The organism is Bradyrhizobium sp. Unk1, assembly GCF_059512345.1.
On the sequence record NZ_JCAMOP010000016.1, the window covers coordinates 78,163 to 95,199 of the forward strand.

The following is a 17,037-nucleotide window of genomic DNA, read 5'->3' on the forward strand; positions in this document are numbered from 1 at the left end:
CCATCTCGAGGGTGCGGTGGGGAGAGACGAGAGTCAACCGGCTGTCTTCCTCGTCGCGCGCCCATAGAGAAGACACAGCAGCGCCAGCAGCACCGCGGCCGAGAGCCCGAGCGACCAGTGAATGCCGATCGCCGCGCCTGATAGCCCGACGGTGATGCCGCTGAAGGCCCGCATCCCGAGCCCGGCCATGTTGTAGAGCCCGACGACGCGACCGCGGATGTCGTGCGGTGCGTTCAACTGTACCAGCGCCTGCGCCATGGTGTTGAAGGACAGCTCGAAGAAGCCGGCAAAGAACAGCAGCACGATCGCGACCGGATAGATCCGCACCGCGGCGAAGCCGAGCAGCGCCACGCTCCACAGCATCGCCAGCGTGATCGCGGTGTGCGGCGTGCCCTTCAACCGCCCCCACGATTCCAGCGCGATGCCGGCGAGCAGCGCACCGGCTGCGTCTGCCGCGAGCAGAACGCTGTAGGAGACGCCGGGATCGCCGTGGCCGAGATCGCCGGCAAAGCCCGGCATCTGGGCGTGATAGGCGTTGCCGATCATGAAGGAGGTGAGGCCGGCGAGCCACGTCATCGCTGATAGCACCGGCTGCGTGCCGATGGCGCGCATCGTCAGCACGATGTCGGCAAGCCCGCGCATGGCGAAGCGCCGCACCGCGACGCTCTTGTCGCGCACCGGGGCCCAGAACAGCCACAGCAGCATCGGCAGGTAGAACAGCGTGTTGAAGATGATGCCGTGCGAGGTGCCCAGCGTGAGCATGATGACGCCGCCGACGGCGGGGCCGACCAGGATGCCGAGATAGCGTGCCATCGCATTCAGGCGCACCGCGCTCGGAAGATCCGCGGGACCGACGAGGTCGTAGAGCAGAAGCTGGTTCGGCGTCTGCCACAGCACGCCGGCGCAGCCATGGATCACCAGCAGCAGCATCGCGTGCCACATCTGGATGGTGTCGGTGATGAAGAAGAAGCCCCATCCGGCCGAGGCCACGATGAACAGCAGCATGCCGCATTGGATGATGCGCCGCGGATCGAACCGGTCGGCGAGCCCGCCGACCGCGACCGAGAACAGCAGGAACGGCAGCCAGTGCGACAGCACGGCAAAGCCCCCCAGCGTCGGCGAATGGAATTTCTGGAACACCACCCAATAGCTGATCACATGCTCGATATTGTCCGCCATCATCGCCAGCACGTAGGCGATGAACTGGAGCCGGTACGGCACCGACTTCATCGCCGCGAACGATCCGGACGCGGCCACGGGATTTTGGGGCAGGGGGTTCAAGCGATCACCTGGGTGGGACGTTGCGGCCTTACACGTTCGTCGGCGAGTGCTCAAGACAATTGGGTGTATGGCGCATCCACCGTCTCCAGAAATGACCCGACCGCCGCCGCAAACTCATCCGGCCGGTCATACGGTAGCCCTGGCCCGCGTTCGCGATCACCTCATGGCGAAGGTGTGGATTGAGCGCCTGCAGCTCGCGCGCCGTATCGACCGAGACAACGCCATTGTCTCCGACGACAAGCAGGCTCGGGACAGCAATGGCTTTGACAAGCTCGCGATAATCCGGGTTTGGCGGCGTGAGAACCTCGAAGGCACTGATCTCGGTCCGCAGCCTCGCATCAACGATCAGGTCAAGCAGCCCGGATGAGCGGTGCGGATGCCGCCGCCGGGCCTCGGCCAGTACCTCATCCTTGTCCTGCCCCAGAAGCCGGCGATGCTGCTCGGCGACGTCGCTCCGGTAAACCTCGCGCTGGCGCTCCGGTGGCAGGAAAGTCGGATCGGCGAGGATAACGCTGCGAATGCCCGTACCCATCTCGCTCGCAACCACGGCGGCGGTCATGCCGCCCATGGAATGGCCGAGCAGGATCGGGGCAGTCAGCCCGAGCGCGTCAATGAGGCCGATGACGTCGCCTGCGAGATCGCGGTACAGATACCCGCCGGACGGCGCGCTCGACGCGCCATGTCCTCTCGCATCAGGCATGATCACGTCGTACCGATCTTCGAGCGCACGCGCCAACGGTGTCCAGCAGGCACCGCTTCCGGTCAGACCATGCAGCGCAATCAGCGCAGGCTTGTCGTCCCCGGTCCGTAAATAATGGATGTCGATGGCATTTGCCGCGCAGGTTCGGCTCGTCCAGCTTGTCATTCGCAACGACTGTCAAAGAATCAACGCCGACGTTATCTTACCCCAGCGCCTTGACGTAAACCGCATAGGGCACGCCCAGAATATCCGGCGCCTCGCGAACCCTGGTAAATCCCATCCGCTGATACATCGGCAATGCGACCGTCATGATCGGCGTCGTGTGCAGGGCAATGGCCGGAGACTGGTCGCGCTCGGCGCGGCGCAGGCATTCTTCGGTCAATTGCCGGCCGATGCCCTTGCCGCGTGCGGCCGGATCGACCACCAGCATGCGGATGACCGGCCAGGCCGGATCGAAGAAGGCCGGCTTCGGGGCTTGCGGTCCGACATAGGCGACGGCGCCGACGATCTGGCCGCCATCTTCGGCGACGATGATCTCGCCGGTTTTGGCAAGCTCCGGCATCTTCGCGACATGGATGGCAAACAACGGCCAGTCGGAATAGTGCCGCTCGAATTGCGCGAACGCCGCGAGAGCGACGCGCACGATCGCTTCCGCATCTGCTGGCTGATAGTCACGTAGCATCGACGTTGTCCTTGTCGCCCGGATGGAGCGAAGCGCAATCCGGGGCCGCCGGTCCCGCATGTCGCTTCGCTCCGTGCGGGCTGCGAGACTCACGCTTGGCACGACCGTGCATCTCACATACGCTTTGCCTCACGCCCGCACCATCAATCATAACAGACGGGCAGCGAGGAAACAGCCATGGACCAGATCCGCGTCTGCACTCACGCAGGGCCGGGCTCGGAGCCCGTGATCCGCACCGTGCCATGGCCGAAGGTCGGCCGGAAAGCTGCGCTGATCAAGGTCGGCGCCTGCGGCGTCTGCGGGACTGATCTGCACATCCTGAAAGGGCATTGGCCGAAGCCGCTGCCTTGGCCGTTCACGCTCGGCCACGAGCTCGGCGGAATCATCGTCGAATGCGGCGACCAATTCACCGAGGACTTCATGAGCAAGCCGCTCAAGGTCGGATCAAAAGTGATGATCCCGCCGCTGATGCCCTGCGGTCACTGCTATTACTGCATCCACTATCCGCAGACCGCCAACAAATGCCTGACGCCGGTCTATTACGGCCGCTATCTCGGCTTCGACAAGGCGCCGCATATGTGGGGCGGCTGGGCCGAATATGTCTATGTCGATCTCGACATGCTGCCGGGCACCAAGATCTACAAGCTGCCCGACGACATGTCGCTGCGGCTGGGCGCGCTGTCGGAGCCGCTGACCTCCTGCATCCGCGCCTTCAACCGTGCCAGCCGCGCCAGCGGTTTTTCCTGGGGCGACACGGTGGTGATCCAGGGCTCGGGTCCGATCGGCATTCTCGCGGTCGCGGCCGCCAAGGAGATGGGAGCAGGGCGCGTGATCTGCGTCGGTGCGCCGGAAGAGCCGCGGCTCAAGCTCGCGCGCGAGTTCGGCGCGGAGGCGACGGTGAACATCGAGGAGATCAAATCGCCGCAAGATCGCATCGCGCGCGTGCGTGAGATCGTAGGCCATTTCGGCGCCGATCTCGTGATGGATTGCTCGGGACATCCGACCGCCGGCCCCGAAGGCATCGAGATGCTGCGCGACGGCGGCACTTATGTCGAGATGGGTCAGTTCACTGACGCCGGTTCGATCGAGACCTCCTGGCATCGCATCTGCACCAAAGACCTCAACGTCCTGGGATCCTGGGGTTTTACCGGCAACGATCTGCCGCTTGGCGTCGACATGCTCTACCGCACCCGTGACAAGTATCCCTGGCTGAAGATGCAGACGATCTATCCGTTCACGGAAGAGGGCGTCGCGCAGGCGGTGAGGGATGCGATGGCGATGAAGACGGTGAAATCGACCATCGTGCCGTGGCCGGAACTGGTGGAGTGAGCGATGCCGTCGATCCCGGACGATCTCGCAACGTTCCTGGTCGAGGCCAAGCGGCGCACCTATGCGGGGCTGGACGATGACGCGACCGTGGCCGCGCCGCTGCTCGCCGGCTCCAAGCAGCTCGAGCATCGCGCGCCACCTTATGCCTATCGCGATATCTATTTCGGGATGGGGTTTTTCGTTGGCCAAGAGACCGTGTCACGGGATGACGTTGTCATCTGGTCGATGAGCTACAGCGGCGGCGTCCGCGCGGACATCACGGATCGGTCCACGCTGCTCGAGATCTACAAATTCCTGCGCCGGGCGCTGTTGGGCGTAAGCGTCGTGGAGCCTTATCGGGGACCGCGCCTGTTCGAGCAGGCAGGCATGACTTACCGCAACGGGGTTGAAGGCTCCCTCGATCGCTTCCACGGCATCGAGACGATCGCGCGGCATGATGGCGCACCGCTGTACGAGCTGCGCTACAGCGGTGGTTTGTTGCGATAATTCTTGAACCTTGTAGCCCGGATGGAGCGCAGCGCAATCCGGGTTCTCGCCCGTGGCTCCCCGTATTCCGCTACGCTTCATACGGGCTACGAGCCAGAGTTTGGAATGAACGACGAGATGACAGACAAACAGACACCCGAAACAAACTGGCGCTCCCCCTTCCACGCCATTCGCGCGATCGACTACACAGTCATCTTCGTGCGCGACATGGCGGCGATGCGCCGGTTCTACGAGGACGTTCTTGCCTTAACCCTGCTGCGCGAGCTCTCGCCGAACTGGATCGAGTACGGCCTGGGCGGCAACACGCTGGCGCTGGCGCGACCGAGCCGGACCGCGGCCGACGCGCCGACACCGGCGGGCAGCGCCTCGCTGCAACTGGCCTTCAAGGTGTCCGCGACCGAGGTCGATCAATGTGCCGATGAACTGGTGCGGCAGGGCGTGGCGCTGCTGTCACCGCCGACGAACCAGTCGTTCGGACATCGGACGCTGTTCTTTCGCGATCCCGACGGCAATTTGCTGGAGGTCTATGCCGAGATCTAAGGCGCCCAAAAAGTTCCATCGGGAATTCCCGATCTATCCATGTTAAGGTGAAACTTAGGCCCAAGTTCCGGCTTTCACTTCACGGGAGAGGTATCGTGAAGCGAATTCTGAAACCCGTTACTTACATCCTGGCGGCCATCTACTTCCTGGTGGATGCCGTCTTCATGGCCGTTGCGAGGCCAATCGCGCGCTGGATCGGCCGGCATTTCGAATTCAAGCGGTTGCGCGCCTGGATCAGGTCGCTGCCCCCTTATCCCTCGCTCGCCCTGTTTTCCGTGCCCGTGATCATTCTGGAGCCGATCAAGCCGGTGGCGGCCTACCTCGCCGCAACGGGTCAGATCGTGAGCGCCGCCGTGACCTTCATCATCGGCGAACTGCTCAAGCTCGTGCTGGTCGAGCGCCTGTTCCATCTCACGCGCGACAAGCTGATGCGGATTCCCGCGTTCGCCTGGGCGTACGGCAAGTTCTCCGAGGTGAAGGCGTGGCTGCAGGCAACCGACGCCTGGCGCGCCATCCGCGCCCTGAGCCGCGCGGCGAGGGACACAGTCGCACGGGTAAGGGCGAGGCTGGTCGGCCGCTTCAGCAAGCTGGCGACCTCCAGGGATTAGACCCGCGCCAAGCGTTGTCCTCTATGCGAGCTTGCGTGCTGCGGCGGTGGCCTTGTCGCCCGTGTTCGGCGTGCCGGTCGGCTCGATGAGCATGAGGTGAACCTCCTCACGTGCCACCGGGCGATGCTCGACCCCTTTGGGCACGACATAGAGTTCGCCCGGGCCGAGCGTCACCGTGCGATCCCGCAATTCGATGTCCAGACTGCCTTTCAGGACGAGAAAGAAATCGTCGGTGTCGTCATGCTTGTGCCAGGTGAACTCGCCTTTCACCTTCACCACCATCACGTCGCAATCGTTGAAGGTCGTAACCGTGCGCGGCGACCAGAAATCCCCAAAGGTCGCGAGTTTGTCGGCAAGCGATATCTTGTCGGCCATGTTTCATCCCGTTGTTCTCTCGTGAGGCACGATTTGGGATCGAATGACCGACGTGGCAAGGGCAGCTATTTGACATGTCCTGATAACATGGCCTCCGCCCATTCCGGGCGGCCGTTGGCGAGCGCCTGCGCGGACGCGGCGTCCCAGTCGTATTCCAGGGCCAGCAGTTCGACTTGCCAGCCTCTTGTTCGTTTCGTGAGGATCGCGTAGCGGGCGTGAGGCGAGCGGTGCTCCAGGTTTGCGGCAAAAGGAATGTCCGCGAACACCGGGCAACCAACGCTGCCGGGATTGAGGACCAGGCGGTCGCCCGGGCCCTGAACAGCCGCCTGGCGGTGGCTGTGACCACACAGCACGACACGCGCCGTTGGCGCGCTCGAAAGGCGCGCGGTCAGCACGTCGCGACGCGCGGGCACGAAGCGGCCGTCCTCGAGCGCTTCTTCGAGCAGGCACGTCGTATCGTCGTCGGGTGTGCCGTGGCAGGCCAGGATCCCGTCGTCCAGCCGTATTTGGGAGGGCAGGCTGTGAAGTGCGCGGCGCTGCTCCGCGGTCAATGCACTACACGCAAACAGACCTGCCGGCGAGAGCTTGTCGTCTGGAAACTCCTCAATCCAGCGATCATGATTACCGCGCACCGTCGGCAACGACAGAGACTGGAGAGCCTCGAAAGTTTCCTTTGGCCACAGCGGGCTGGTGACGCAATCGCCGAGGTTGACCGTACGATCGACGCCGCGCGCCTTGATGTCGGCCAGCACCGCTTCCAACGCAGCAAGGTTGCCGTGGATATCGGAAATGACTGCCAATCGCATCGCTATTCTCCCAATACAGCTCGTCCTGAGCCTCGCCTGATTGTGCCAAGGCTAATCGAGGTGGCCGCGAAAGTCCGCTGCAACCTTCAGGCGCGGTTCTTTCCGTCAAGCCATGCATCATAGGCATGGTGATTTCAGAGCACTTGGCGTAAAGAGCGCCCTGATCACATCCAGCGTGCGGCCGGGCCGTTTGCCGCGCACGCAACTCAGGTCCGCCGGTTCACCGTTCCGCGCCTGACATTAACCAAGGTTCTCCATCCCGTGTCTTTTCCGGCCCTGACCCCGCCGCTCGCCCACGCTTTGGCCGAGCGGAACTATGATTCACCCACCCCCGTCCAGCTCGCCGTGCTCGCGGACGAAGCCGCCGACCGCGACCTCCTGGTTTCGGCCCAGACCGGCTCCGGCAAGACCCTCGCTTATGGCCTCGCCATGGCCAGGGATCTGTTTGGCGATACCGAGCGGTTCGAGCAGGCCGGGGCGCCGCTCGCCCTGATCGTGGCGCCGACCCGCGAGCTCGCCTTGCAGGTTCAGCGCGAACTTGCGTGGCTGTATGAACATGCGGGCGCGCGGGTCGTCTCCTGCGTCGGCGGCATGGATCCGCGGCGCGAGCAGCGCGAGCTTGCGGCGGGCGCTCACATCGTCGTCGGCACGCCCGGCCGGCTGTGCGATCATTTGCGGCGCGGCCGTCTCGACATCTCGGGATTGAAGGTGGTCGTCCTCGACGAGGCCGACGAGATGCTCAATCTCGGCTTTCGCGAGGACATGGAATTCATCCTCAAGACCACGCCGGAGACACGCCGCACTTTGCTGTTCTCGGCGACGTTTCCGCGCGGCATCGTGGCGCTGGCCAAGCAATATCAGCAGCAGGCGTTTCGGATCGAGGTCGCCGGCGACGAGGGCGGTCATGCCGACATCGAGTACCGCGCCATCCGGGTCGCCCCCGGTGATGTCGAACATGCCGTCGTCAACGTGCTGCGCTTCTACGAGGCGCCGAGCGCTCTCGTGTTCTGCAGCACGCGCGATCACGTCAGGCATTTGCAGGCGGCGCTGCTGGAGCGCAGCTTCTCCGTGGTCGCGCTATCAGGCGAATTGACGCAGAACGAGCGTACCACGGCACTCCAGTCGCTCCGGGACGGACGCGCCCGCGTCTGCGTGGCAACCGACGTTGCCGCCCGCGGCATCGACCTGCCGAGCCTCGACCTCGTCGTCCATGCCGACCTGCCCAACGATGCCGAGGTCATGCAGCATCGCTCGGGCCGCACCGGTCGTGCGGGTCGCAAGGGGACAAGCGTCCTCTTGGTGCCGCCCGCGCGGCGGCGGCGCGCGGAACTGCTGCTCAATCTCTCGGGGATCGAGGCGGTCTGGGGCACCGCGCCGCAAGCAGAGGAAATCCGCAAGCTCGATCACGAGCGCATGAAGGACGTGTTGTTCACCGAGGAGACGACCGCGGACGATCTGGTGCTGGCGCAGGCGCTGCTGGCCGAGCGGTCGGCCGAAGATATCGCAGCCGCACTCGCGCGGCTCTATCGCGCGCGGCTGCCGTCGCCCGAAGACATCATCGATCCCGGCGAGCGAGCTGGCCGGCCGCGCGACGATCGCGAGCGCGACAATGTCCGCGCACCGCGCGACGATGCCCGCACTTCGCGCGGCGATGATCGCCCCGAAAGGCCTCGACCCAAATCAGGGAAATCGTCGTCGAAACACGGCATGGCGGACGGCAGCGTCTGGTTCCGGGCCAACATCGGACGAAGAAAGAATGCGGAAGCACGCTGGCTCTTGCCGATGATTTGCCGCCGCGGCGGCATCGACAAGGGCGACATCGGCGCCATCAAGATCATGGACACGACGACCGAGTTCGAAATTTCCGAGCGGGTCGCGGAGTCCTTCGCTGCCAAGATCAAGCGTCCGGACAAGGAAGACAATATCCGCCTCGAACCGATGACGGCTGCGCCGCCGCGGCAGGCGCCTTCGGAAGAGCGGTCAAAGCCGCCGCGGCGCGAGAGCGGCGACAGCGATCATCGCGAACGTCGCGACGAGCGCCCGCGCGATGCGGCTGGATTCAAGCCCCGCGACAAGGCCCACGGCGAGCGCAGGCCGAAATTCGACGATGCCCCTTCGTTCGGAAAGAAAAAGAAGCACAAGAACAAGCCCGGCCATGCCGAGCCGGCGGTCACGCCGTGGCCGTTGAAGGGCGCGCCTGGAAAAAAGAAGGCGAAGAAAAAGCATCGGGGCTGAACTGCGCCTGACCGTGCAGACGGCAATGTTGCCGCCGGATTGCGCCGGCGACATCATCTGAAACGCCAGCTGCGAACTCAGCGGCCACCGCCGCCACCACCTCCGCCGCCGCCACCACCACCACCACCACCGGCATCACGCATCGCCGAGCTGTAGCGGGGGTCGGTCTGCTTCATGTAGATGGGCGAGGTGTCGTGAGTGAGGTTGACGCGGCTTCTGCCGCCCGGGGTCGGCGTCTCGGCCAGGATACCGCAGCCCTCGAAGAAGGCGGAATCGCAGCCATAGGTCCGGACCTGCGCCGCGTTGGCACTGGTCGCGCTGAACGCGGCCGCCGCAGCGAATGCAATCAAAGCAACTTTCGACAATGTGAGTTTCATGGAAATTTTCCAGTCTCGTTTCGGCGAGACCGGAAACGGCCCGCGCACACCTTCGACGGGCGCTGATCGAAGCCGGTTCGAGGGGGCGGCTTCACGCCCGCGTGAGCCGGGGCGGTCGGGCAGGGGACGTTATGTCGCAGCGAGGTCGCGGAGCATGTAGGTCGCGCCTTCGCCGTAGGAGGCGAGCTTTGCGCGCGCTTCCGCATCCGCCGCGACGGGCCGAAAGCCGAGACGCTCCCACAACGGCCGTGTGGCGTAGACCGAGACCAGTGCGAGCGTTGTGATGTGTGATGCGCGCGCCAGCTTCTCGATCGCGGCAATATAATCGCGCGCGATGCCACCGCGGAAATCGGGCAGAACGGCAACGTCATGCACGTAGAGACAATCCGCATCATCGGGCAATTGTTGCAGGAAGCCGTTGAGCGGCGGAATGCGGTGCTGCTTCCATGGATGCGCGAGTCCGTAGCCGGCAATCTCTTCGCCGGCGATGAGCAGACGGCAGCCATCGGGATAGAGCCGCATCTTCTCCGCGAACACCTCGGGACTCTCGGGAAGATCGGGATGGATCCGCGCTGCGATCGCGCTGATCGCGACCAGGTCGGAGGCGCGCGCGGGACGCCAGTGCGGCTTGCTCATGTCGGTCCGTTGGTCGGTCTCACCCATTCCAGTTTATTCCGTCGCGACGATGCGCGCAGCGAAAAATATCTTTGCCGCGATCCCAGGAATACGAAGCGTTGCGCGGCGTCCTACCCCATGCAAGCCAATTGCATGACAGGAGATACCATGACGTCCTCGATCCGCCTCGCGCTCACGCTCGCCGTATCGCTCGCCATCATCCCCGCGGCCTTCGCCGCGCCGCCGACCAAGACCGGCAAGTCCGACAAGGGCAACGTGCTCACCGACGCCAAGGGCATGACGCTCTACACCTTCGACAAGGATGCGGACGGCAAGTCGGCCTGCAACGGACCGTGTGCGACAAACTGGCCGGTGCTGAAGGCGGAGGCGAGCGATGCCGCGGGCGACGGCTACACCGTCATCACCCGCGACGACGGTTCCAGGCAGTGGGCTTACAAAGGCAAGCCGCTCTACACCTTCGCCAAGGACCAGAAGCCCGGCGACATCACCGGCGACGGCTTTCTGAACGGCGCCTGGCATCTGGCGATGCCGTGAGCTGACAATCCGCCGCGGGAATGCGAGGTGGCGTCTGACATTGACGAGATGCCACCGGTCTTTTGCCTCGGACGCAGCGCAGCGCCGTATTGGCGATGCGACGTATCGTTCAATGCGGTGCGCTGCGGAGCGGCCCGATCAACTCGCAATCAAGCAATGACAGGGCGCCATCTGGAAACGGCCGAATCCTCGCCACGCACCCCGAGGAAGGCCACTGGCGCCGGCGTCTCCGAACCGCTTGCCGGACTGATCTCAAGTTGGCGGACGGAATCGCGACAACTTCGAGGAAGCAAAAACGCCGCCCGCGGCGCGTCGTCGCTTGAATCGAATTTATTCAAGTCGAGAGTCCGAAAGCGAACCGAAGACCCGATTTTGGTTGGTCATAGTTGGTTCCGGCAGGGGGCGAAAGCGGCATATCGGCAGCAGCATCCCTCCATTTGAGAGTAGGGGCACTGGTTTCCCGGTGCGGTCCGCACCCGGGAGCTTCTGGGAGTCTTCAATCCATTATCTGGTTTCGCGTGAGGGGATGAATGACCATGAATGATGCCAATCTGAAAGCCGAGACGAACGCCACTGCGCCGAATGGGACGGCTAATGGTGGTGCAATGCCCAGTTTCGACAAGCCACTCTTCAACTTCCAGGCGATCTTCGGCGATCTCGCCGAGCAAGGCGCCGTGCGGGCCAAGGCAAATCTAGAGCGGATGAAGGCGGCTTCCGAGGAGATCACCGAAGCTCTCCGCGAAGCCTGTTCGACCAATGCCACGCGTGCCGCCGATTACGGCACCAAGGTCATCGAAATATCCAACCTCAATACCAGCTCCGCGCTGGAATTCCTGTCCCAGCTTGCGGATGCGAGGTCGTTTGCGGATGTCGTGAGCCTCTCCACCACCCACAGCCGCAGGACCTTTGAAGCGGCTTCTCGCCAAAACCGGGAGCTTTGGGACCTCGCCCAGAAGGTCGCAACCGAGACGGCCGAGCCGATCAAGAAGAGCTTCAACCGGGTTCTGCATAGGGCTGCTTGAATCGAGGCGACCGGCCGCGTGGATCGGCTGGACGAGCGTCTTCGTCAGAAGAGACGCCGTCCGGCCGATGGCGGCGGGTGCCTTGCCGTGAGGTGATGCCGAGCTGGAGGAAATCAGGATGGGTATGGTGATGATCAAATGCCCGGAAACGGGCCGCGCCATTTCGACGGGCATCGAGATGGATCGCGAGAGATTTCGATGCAGTACAGTGTTCTTTTCGCGCACATATTGCGGGATGTGCGCGGCGACGCACGAATGGTTCGCCAGAGAGGCCTGGGTCTATGAATCGGTCTTGGCGAACGGGAAGGCCGGGGGCGGGCAGCCGTTCCGCGCGGGCGCGGCGTGAAGCAGCCTGACGGCATCCTGCGAGACGATCCGATCGATCCTGCGGCTCATCACCTTGTAGCATTCGCATGCGACGACCTCGAGCCGGTGCCTGTCGATCTCGAGTTGGCCGCGTCGATTGGATTTGATCGCCCTTGACGCGCGAAGTGCGCTGACGACGTGCGTGACCGTGGTACGCCGGACGCCGAGCAATTCCGACAACGTCTCTTGCGTCAAGGGCAGGACGTCACCGCCGCCATCCGTCCGATCGTGAATGTGCAGCAGCCAGCGGGCGAGGCGCGCTTCGACGGAGTGCAGCGCATTGCAGGCCGCGACGTGCAGGAATTGCGTCATCATCGCCCTGGCGGCGATTTGAACCGCGCTTGCGAGGGCCGGACTGCGTGCGAGTGTCGCGTGAAATCGCGCGGGCGAGATCTGCAGTGCAGTCCCGGCCACGCGGACAACCGCTGTCAGGGGAGATCGTACGGGGCCGAGCGCCGTCATGAGGCCGACGACGCCGTCGTTGCCGATCACGGCGGTCGCGGCCGACTGTCCGTTCGGCAACTCCATGATGAGAGCGATCGCGCCGCTGCACGGGAAGCAAAGGTGTTCGATCCGGTCGCCCGATCGAATCAGGACTGCGTCGTGCTGGAGCGGTACTTTCCGAAGATGCGGTGCAAGCAAGGCGAAGTCGGCCGGCGGTAAAGCAGCTAACAGGCGATTACCAACTCTGGTCGCGTGCTCCATCACGGGTAACCGTCCCTCGACGGAGGCTCGGCGGTGAGCAAACGCATCGTCTCCGGCCGAGCCGCGTTGCCGTGCAGACACTTGCCCGACACACTGAAAAACGTACTGGCGCAGGTAAGGTTCCAATGATGGATCGCGAGCCCGGCTCACGCCGCCGGCGCCGGCACCAGTCCGTAGCGCAGCATCGTCTCTTTCATCTTCGCGGGATCGGGTGGTGCGCCGGCCGACAGGAGTGCGCTCATCTCCGTGAAATATTGCGGGCCCAGCACCCCGGGGCTCAGGATGCACAGGCACGTCGCCGGGCCCGTCGAACGGTTGGTGAAGCCGTGTACGATGCCGCGCTTGATGAAGACCGATTCTCCAGGGCCGAGATCGTTCTGCTTGCCGTCGATCGTCCAGGTCGATACGCCGGACAGCCCGTAGATGGTTTCGTCCCAGCGGTCGTGATAATGCGGGATCGGCATCCGCGCATTCGGCTGCAACGTCATCTCGAAGATGTCGACGCTGCCGCCGGTGTCATCCTTGCTGTGCAGGAAGCGGAGCTGAAGCGTACCGAAATCGATCATGTCGGACATGGCTGTGTCATCCGGTGAGAGGCTGCATCGAAGTCGCGTCGTTCGCCCACATCGAAGCGAAAATTACCTCAGCCCCTCATACACCATCAGCCCGCGTGCGATCTGCAATTTGCGGATCGCGCGCGGCAGCAGCTTCTCCGGCTGATGCAGATAGCGCCAGGAGGTGAGGGCGAATGCGGACAACGCGCCGCATTCGTCGTTGAACGGTGCGAGCACGCCTGTGACACTCACCGGTGTATGCGGGCGGGCGTTGAAGGGCAGCAGCAGCAGCTCGAGATGCGCCTTGCTGCCGTCCTCGCGCGCAGCGGTGACGCCGGCAATCGCACCTAACGTCTCGTCGGCGACGATCGTGGTGATCTCCTCGATCTCGCTGCGGCTGGTCTCGGTGAACAGCGCCGCAAAGCTCTGGTCCTTGAGGTCGAGCCCCGCGAGCGCGCAGACGCGCGTGCCGGCGACGCGGAACGGGAAGCCGAGGTTTTGCTCGCAGGACAGCACGAAGATATCGCCGAGCAGGCCGCGGACCGCGGCCGGGTCGATATCGGCCCGATCAGGGGCCCGCGCAGTGCCGCGCTTCTTGTCCCAATACGCGAAGAACGCGCGGCTCGACGGATGTTTCATGACTGAACGCTTACCCCGGGGCGCTAGCTCGCGGGACAAACCTGTCCCGCTTCAGTGCACCCGCGATCCCTTTCATTGTTGTGCAGGAGGGGATTTGCAGCGTCCATGCCGTGGAGGCGTTTTCGGGCCCCCGGAGGCGGTCTTTGCGTCGTTAACGTTAAATTAACTATGCGCTTTCCGTCCGGCGCCCGCCTGCTATGGTGACCGCGGTCGCAAGCCTCGCCGCTTTCATCCAGGTTTTCGGCGGGGCCTGTACACGGGCGTCAAACAGTTTGGTCACGGGCCGCGGGGAGGGGTGGGGATACACCTTATTCCTCTGGGTACCGGAAGACCGACACGGACAGGCAGGGCTTTCCCAGGGCCCTGCCTTTTCCTTTTGTGCACTTGCGCAAGGCCGGCAAAGGCGACTATCTCCAAGGCCTGTCGTTAAGCCTGTCGCTCCGATCGCGCCTGAAAGCGAAACTGCCTTGGATTCCCCGCAAGATTCTCCGCCGGAGCTACCGGCCGTTGTCGAGGAAGCTCCGCGCGAGCCGATCCTAACGCTGCCGGTCGCGCTGACCGCCTATATCCTCCTTTTGGCGGTGATTCATCTGCGGGTGCTGCTGCCGCCGGAGCTCGAGAACTGGACCATCGACGTCTTCGGCTTCATCCCGAAGCGCTACGATTCCTCGCTGCTCAATCTGCAGATCCCCGGCGGCGCCGGCGCCAAGGTCTGGACCTTCGTCACCTATTCGCTGCTGCACGCCAATCTGACCCATCTCGGCTTCAACGTGCTGTGGCTGCTGCCGTTCGGCAGCGCGCTGGCGCGGCGCTTTGGCGCGATCAGGTTCTTCCTGTTTCTCGCTGTGACGGCAGCGGCCGGCGCGCTCGCCCATCTCGTCACCCATGAGCACGCGGTGGCGCCGATGATCGGCGCCTCGGCCTCGGTGTCCGGCGCGATGGCGGCGGCGATCCGCTTTGCCTTTGTCCGCGGCAGCTTCCTGTCGTTCAGCCGATCAGACGCCGATACCGCCGCAAGGGTTCCGGCACTGCCGCTGTCGCGCGCACTGCGCGACGGGCGGGTGGTCGGCTTCCTCGCCGTCTGGTTCGGCGTCAACATCATCTTCGGCGTCGGCGCGATCGGGGTCGATTCCGAAACCACGAGCGTCGCCTGGCAGGCGCATATCGGCGGCTTCTTCGCGGGCCTTCTGCTGTTCGCGCTGTTCGATCCCGTGCCGCGCGTGCGAAACGATGCTGCGGATGCGTCATCACAGGACATTTCAAACCGCATTTGAAGCGGCGCTTGCGGCGCCGCCCGAATTCATCCATCATTCCCGAGAAGAATGTTCCGAAGCGACAAGCCGCTAGCGGCGATGCTTCGCAAAGCGCCTCAGCGTGCAACCGGCGCCTAAACTGTTAGTTGAAGACTCGACGAACAAGTCCGGCCGCGAAATGCGGACGGATCCGATTCAGGGAGGCCGACAATGACGGTACGTTCCATTCTCAACACCAAGGGCCACCAGATCATGAGCGTCGAGCCCGACGCCAAGCTGGCTGCCGCGGTCAAGCTGCTCGGTGAGAAGAAGATCGGCGCGGTGCTGGTGATGAACCAGAGCCGGCTCGAAGGCATCCTGTCCGAGCGCGACATCGTGCGCGTGATCGGCGAGCGCGGCGCCGGCGCGCTGGAGGAGCCGGTCTCCCAGGTCATGACCCGCAAGGTCGTGACCTGCAAGGAGACCGACACGGTGGCCGAGCTCATGGAGACGATGACCACCGGCAAGTTCCGCCATCTGCCCGTCGTCGACGGCGGCAAGGTGGTGGGCCTGATCTCGATCGGCGACATCGTCAAGCGCCGCGTCCAGGAATACGAGGCCGAGCAGGAAGCCCTGCGCGACTATATCAAGACGGCCTGAGCGGCCTCACTCGTCTGGCTCACTCGTCTGCCTTGGACTCGCCCGCTTTGGGCGCGTGGCCCGCGGGCGCTGGTGCGAGCACCTCGATCGCCTCCTGGATCGACTCCAGCGCGCGCTCGGCGGCACGGGTGCCGTGCGCGATCAGATCCTCGCCGCGGTGGAAGTCGAACCAGCCGAAATGACCGACCCGCGGCGTGATCAGGAGATCGGGCGGATCGCCGGCGAGGCGCGCGCGGGTAATGCGGTCCTGCATGATGTTGAAGGCGTCGACCATCACCGAGGAGATGCCGGGCCGTCCGGCGCTGCCGAAGAACTCGCGCTTCATGGTTTTCTCGGGCGAGAACAATCGCGGGAAGCGTCGCTTCGCCGTGGTCGCCTCGGCCGCCGGCGGGACCGTCTCGGGCACCGCGCCGTGCGAATAGATCGTCGTGGAATGGGTGAAGATGTCGCTGGAAAGATTTGCGGCGATGACGATTTCGGCGCCAAGCGCGCGGGCGGCCGAGACCGGCACCGGATTCACCAGTGCGCCGTCGACCAGCCAGCGGTCACCGATCAGGACGGGCGAGAAGATGCCGGGCAGGGCGTAGGAGGCGCGCATGGCGTCGACCACGCGGCCGCGCGTCAGCCAGATCTCGTGGCCGGTACGGACCTCGGTTGCGACGGCGGCGAACTTGATCGGAAGATCCTCGATCAGGGTCTGGCCAACCGCATCCTCGAGCCGGGTTGCCAGCTTCTCACCGCCGATCAGGCCGGAGCCGCTCAGTCGGATGTCGAGATAGCCGAGGATGTTGCGCATCCCCTGTAGGCTGCGTCCCCACTCCTGCAGCGTATCGAGCCGGCCGGCCGCATAGAGGCCGCCAACCACGGCGCCGATCGAGGTGCCGACCACGACGTCAGGCACGATGCCATTGGCGGCCAGGGTTCTGAGGATGCCGATATGGGCAAAGCCGCGCGCCGCGCCGCCGCCGAGCGCCAGGCCAATGACCGGCCGTCGCACGCTGCCAAGACCGACCTTCTCTCCATTGGAGCCGTTCACGCCCCGACCCTTCAAGATATCAAGCACCGAAACCCTCCTACCCCGGGCCAGCCCTCACACCAGAGTAGGCGCCGTACTTCCGCTCCGCCAGAACGAGGGCAAAGCATGGTTTATACCGTTCGGGAAGCAGGGGGCAGGAGTGTGGCGAGGACCGGCTGCCTCCCGTTTAATCACGCAGGCGTCAACCGGGTTCCAAAGAACTGTATCCGGCCGTATTCCCTGGGGATTCGGAGG

General features: G+C 64.3%; 20 protein-coding genes. 9 read left to right on the forward strand and 11 right to left on the reverse strand.

What is annotated here, in order from left to right; all coding sequences use genetic code 11:
• Positions 1 to 33: 33 nt before the first annotated feature.
• The 3 genes from AC5ZFO_RS21695 to AC5ZFO_RS21705 are packed head-to-tail and all read right to left on the reverse strand — an operon-like array spanning position 34 to position 2,663.
• Entirely contained in the window at positions 34 to 1,281 is a 1,248-nt protein-coding gene (locus tag AC5ZFO_RS21695; protein ID WP_282521169.1) for an MFS transporter, read from the reverse strand.
• A gap of 28 nt (positions 1,282 to 1,309) precedes the next feature.
• Entirely contained in the window at positions 1,310 to 2,146 is an 837-nt protein-coding gene (locus tag AC5ZFO_RS21700; protein WP_496122518.1) for an alpha/beta fold hydrolase, read from the reverse strand.
• 37 nt (positions 2,147 to 2,183) lie between these two features.
• Positions 2,184 to 2,663 carry a GNAT family N-acetyltransferase gene (locus tag AC5ZFO_RS21705; protein ID WP_282521167.1) on the reverse strand — a complete coding sequence of 160 codons (480 nt, stop codon included), beginning with the start codon at positions 2,661 to 2,663 and terminating at the stop codon, positions 2,184 to 2,186.
• Between the two features lie 177 nt (positions 2,664 to 2,840).
• On the opposite strand from AC5ZFO_RS21705, the gene AC5ZFO_RS21710 reads away from it, so the two are divergent.
• From AC5ZFO_RS21710 to AC5ZFO_RS21725, 4 genes are all read left to right on the forward strand, one after another.
• The gene (locus AC5ZFO_RS21710; protein ID WP_282521166.1) at positions 2,841 to 3,992 is read left to right on the forward strand and encodes a zinc-binding dehydrogenase; all 1,152 of its coding nucleotides are present in this window, start codon (positions 2,841 to 2,843) and stop codon (positions 3,990 to 3,992) included.
• Positions 3,993 to 3,995: 3 nt separating this feature from the next.
• A complete protein-coding gene (locus AC5ZFO_RS21715) occupies positions 3,996 to 4,478 on the forward strand; it encodes a DUF5680 domain-containing protein (RefSeq protein ID WP_282521165.1) in 483 nt (160 codons plus the stop codon).
• Between the two features lie 105 nt (positions 4,479 to 4,583).
• A complete protein-coding gene (locus AC5ZFO_RS21720; RefSeq protein WP_282521164.1) occupies positions 4,584 to 5,018 on the forward strand; it encodes a VOC family protein in 435 nt (144 codons plus the stop codon).
• Positions 5,019 to 5,113: 95 nt separating this feature from the next.
• Positions 5,114 to 5,626, forward strand: a complete 513-nt coding sequence (locus tag AC5ZFO_RS21725) for a hypothetical protein (RefSeq protein WP_282521163.1) — start codon at positions 5,114 to 5,116, stop codon at positions 5,624 to 5,626.
• A 21-nt stretch (positions 5,627 to 5,647) separates the two neighbouring features.
• Here the strand turns inward: AC5ZFO_RS21725 and AC5ZFO_RS21730 are convergent, their stop codons facing one another.
• Positions 5,648 to 6,001, reverse strand: a complete 354-nt coding sequence (locus AC5ZFO_RS21730; protein ID WP_028154229.1) for a cupin domain-containing protein — start codon at positions 5,999 to 6,001, stop codon at positions 5,648 to 5,650.
• Positions 6,002 to 6,066: 65 nt separating this feature from the next.
• Entirely contained in the window at positions 6,067 to 6,807 is a 741-nt protein-coding gene (locus AC5ZFO_RS21735) for a metallophosphoesterase family protein (protein WP_496122519.1), read from the reverse strand.
• Between the two features lie 261 nt (positions 6,808 to 7,068).
• Between AC5ZFO_RS21735 and AC5ZFO_RS21740 the strand changes: the two genes are divergently transcribed.
• Positions 7,069 to 9,042, forward strand: coding sequence for a DEAD/DEAH box helicase (locus AC5ZFO_RS21740; RefSeq protein ID WP_282521161.1), 1,974 nt, complete (start codon positions 7,069 to 7,071; stop codon positions 9,040 to 9,042).
• 77 nt (positions 9,043 to 9,119) lie between these two features.
• Here the strand turns inward: AC5ZFO_RS21740 and AC5ZFO_RS21745 are convergent, their stop codons facing one another.
• Both AC5ZFO_RS21745 and AC5ZFO_RS21750 read right to left on the reverse strand, forming a co-directional pair.
• Positions 9,120 to 9,419 (reverse strand): hypothetical protein, encoded by a 300-nt coding sequence (locus AC5ZFO_RS21745; protein WP_496122520.1) that lies wholly within the window; start codon positions 9,417 to 9,419, stop codon positions 9,120 to 9,122.
• A gap of 129 nt (positions 9,420 to 9,548) precedes the next feature.
• Positions 9,549 to 10,055, reverse strand: a complete 507-nt coding sequence (locus tag AC5ZFO_RS21750) for a GNAT family N-acetyltransferase (protein WP_282521226.1) — start codon at positions 10,053 to 10,055, stop codon at positions 9,549 to 9,551.
• A 147-nt stretch (positions 10,056 to 10,202) separates the two neighbouring features.
• Here AC5ZFO_RS21750 and AC5ZFO_RS21755 point away from each other — a divergent pair, with 147 nt between their 5' ends.
• Positions 10,203 to 10,589 (forward strand): COG4315 family predicted lipoprotein, encoded by a 387-nt coding sequence (locus AC5ZFO_RS21755; RefSeq protein ID WP_282521159.1) that lies wholly within the window; start codon positions 10,203 to 10,205, stop codon positions 10,587 to 10,589.
• A 530-nt stretch (positions 10,590 to 11,119) separates the two neighbouring features.
• Positions 11,120 to 11,611 carry a phasin gene (locus AC5ZFO_RS21760; protein ID WP_282521158.1) on the forward strand — a complete coding sequence of 164 codons (492 nt, stop codon included), beginning with the start codon at positions 11,120 to 11,122 and terminating at the stop codon, positions 11,609 to 11,611.
• A 279-nt stretch (positions 11,612 to 11,890) separates the two neighbouring features.
• Here AC5ZFO_RS21760 and AC5ZFO_RS21765 read toward each other — a convergent pair whose 3' ends face one another.
• The 3 genes from AC5ZFO_RS21765 to AC5ZFO_RS21775 all read right to left on the reverse strand — a co-directional run bounded on the left by AC5ZFO_RS21765 (position 11,891) and on the right by AC5ZFO_RS21775 (position 13,875).
• Complete coding sequence (locus tag AC5ZFO_RS21765) at positions 11,891 to 12,685, reverse strand: Crp/Fnr family transcriptional regulator (protein ID WP_496122521.1); 795 nt, start codon at positions 12,683 to 12,685, stop codon at positions 11,891 to 11,893.
• A 143-nt stretch (positions 12,686 to 12,828) separates the two neighbouring features.
• A complete protein-coding gene (locus AC5ZFO_RS21770) occupies positions 12,829 to 13,257 on the reverse strand; it encodes a cupin domain-containing protein (protein WP_282521156.1) in 429 nt (142 codons plus the stop codon).
• A 63-nt stretch (positions 13,258 to 13,320) separates the two neighbouring features.
• A complete protein-coding gene (locus AC5ZFO_RS21775) occupies positions 13,321 to 13,875 on the reverse strand; it encodes a PAS domain-containing protein (RefSeq protein ID WP_282521155.1) in 555 nt (184 codons plus the stop codon).
• Positions 13,876 to 14,342: 467 nt separating this feature from the next.
• Here AC5ZFO_RS21775 and AC5ZFO_RS21780 point away from each other — a divergent pair, with 467 nt between their 5' ends.
• The gene (locus AC5ZFO_RS21780; protein ID WP_071912648.1) at positions 14,343 to 15,149 is read left to right on the forward strand and encodes a rhomboid family intramembrane serine protease; all 807 of its coding nucleotides are present in this window, start codon (positions 14,343 to 14,345) and stop codon (positions 15,147 to 15,149) included.
• A gap of 189 nt (positions 15,150 to 15,338) precedes the next feature.
• Complete coding sequence (locus AC5ZFO_RS21785) at positions 15,339 to 15,767, forward strand: CBS domain-containing protein (RefSeq protein ID WP_028150258.1); 429 nt, start codon at positions 15,339 to 15,341, stop codon at positions 15,765 to 15,767.
• Between the two features lie 19 nt (positions 15,768 to 15,786).
• Here the strand turns inward: AC5ZFO_RS21785 and AC5ZFO_RS21790 are convergent, their stop codons facing one another.
• A complete protein-coding gene (locus AC5ZFO_RS21790; RefSeq protein WP_282521154.1) occupies positions 15,787 to 16,830 on the reverse strand; it encodes a patatin-like phospholipase family protein in 1,044 nt (347 codons plus the stop codon).
• Between the last annotated feature and the right edge of the window lie 207 nt (positions 16,831 to 17,037).

Excerpts from the sequence above, each read along its gene's own strand:
- AC5ZFO_RS21720 (WP_282521164.1), top strand. The coding sequence starts at position 4,584 with ATGAACGACGAGATGACAGACAAACAGACACCCGAAACAAACTGGCGC.
- AC5ZFO_RS21755 (WP_282521159.1), top strand. The coding sequence starts at position 10,203 with ATGACGTCCTCGATCCGCCTCGCGCTCACGCTCGCCGTATCGCTCGCC.
- AC5ZFO_RS21750 (WP_282521226.1), bottom strand. The coding sequence starts at position 10,055 with ATGAGCAAGCCGCACTGGCGTCCCGCGCGCGCCTCCGACCTGGTCGCG.
- AC5ZFO_RS21785 (WP_028150258.1), top strand. The coding sequence starts at position 15,339 with ATGACGGTACGTTCCATTCTCAACACCAAGGGCCACCAGATCATGAGC.
- AC5ZFO_RS21710 (WP_282521166.1), top strand. The coding sequence starts at position 2,841 with ATGGACCAGATCCGCGTCTGCACTCACGCAGGGCCGGGCTCGGAGCCC.
- AC5ZFO_RS21745 (WP_496122520.1), bottom strand. The coding sequence starts at position 9,419 with ATGAAACTCACATTGTCGAAAGTTGCTTTGATTGCATTCGCTGCGGCG.
- AC5ZFO_RS21735 (WP_496122519.1), bottom strand. The coding sequence starts at position 6,807 with ATGCGATTGGCAGTCATTTCCGATATCCACGGCAACCTTGCTGCGTTG.
- AC5ZFO_RS21770 (WP_282521156.1), bottom strand. The coding sequence starts at position 13,257 with ATGTCCGACATGATCGATTTCGGTACGCTTCAGCTCCGCTTCCTGCAC.
- AC5ZFO_RS21775 (WP_282521155.1), bottom strand. The coding sequence starts at position 13,875 with ATGAAACATCCGTCGAGCCGCGCGTTCTTCGCGTATTGGGACAAGAAG.
- AC5ZFO_RS21705 (WP_282521167.1), bottom strand. The coding sequence starts at position 2,663 with ATGCTACGTGACTATCAGCCAGCAGATGCGGAAGCGATCGTGCGCGTC.
- AC5ZFO_RS21760 (WP_282521158.1), top strand. The coding sequence starts at position 11,120 with ATGACCATGAATGATGCCAATCTGAAAGCCGAGACGAACGCCACTGCG.
- AC5ZFO_RS21730 (WP_028154229.1), bottom strand. The coding sequence starts at position 6,001 with ATGGCCGACAAGATATCGCTTGCCGACAAACTCGCGACCTTTGGGGAT.
- AC5ZFO_RS21715 (WP_282521165.1), top strand. The coding sequence starts at position 3,996 with ATGCCGTCGATCCCGGACGATCTCGCAACGTTCCTGGTCGAGGCCAAG.
- AC5ZFO_RS21700 (WP_496122518.1), bottom strand. The coding sequence starts at position 2,146 with ATGACAAGCTGGACGAGCCGAACCTGCGCGGCAAATGCCATCGACATC.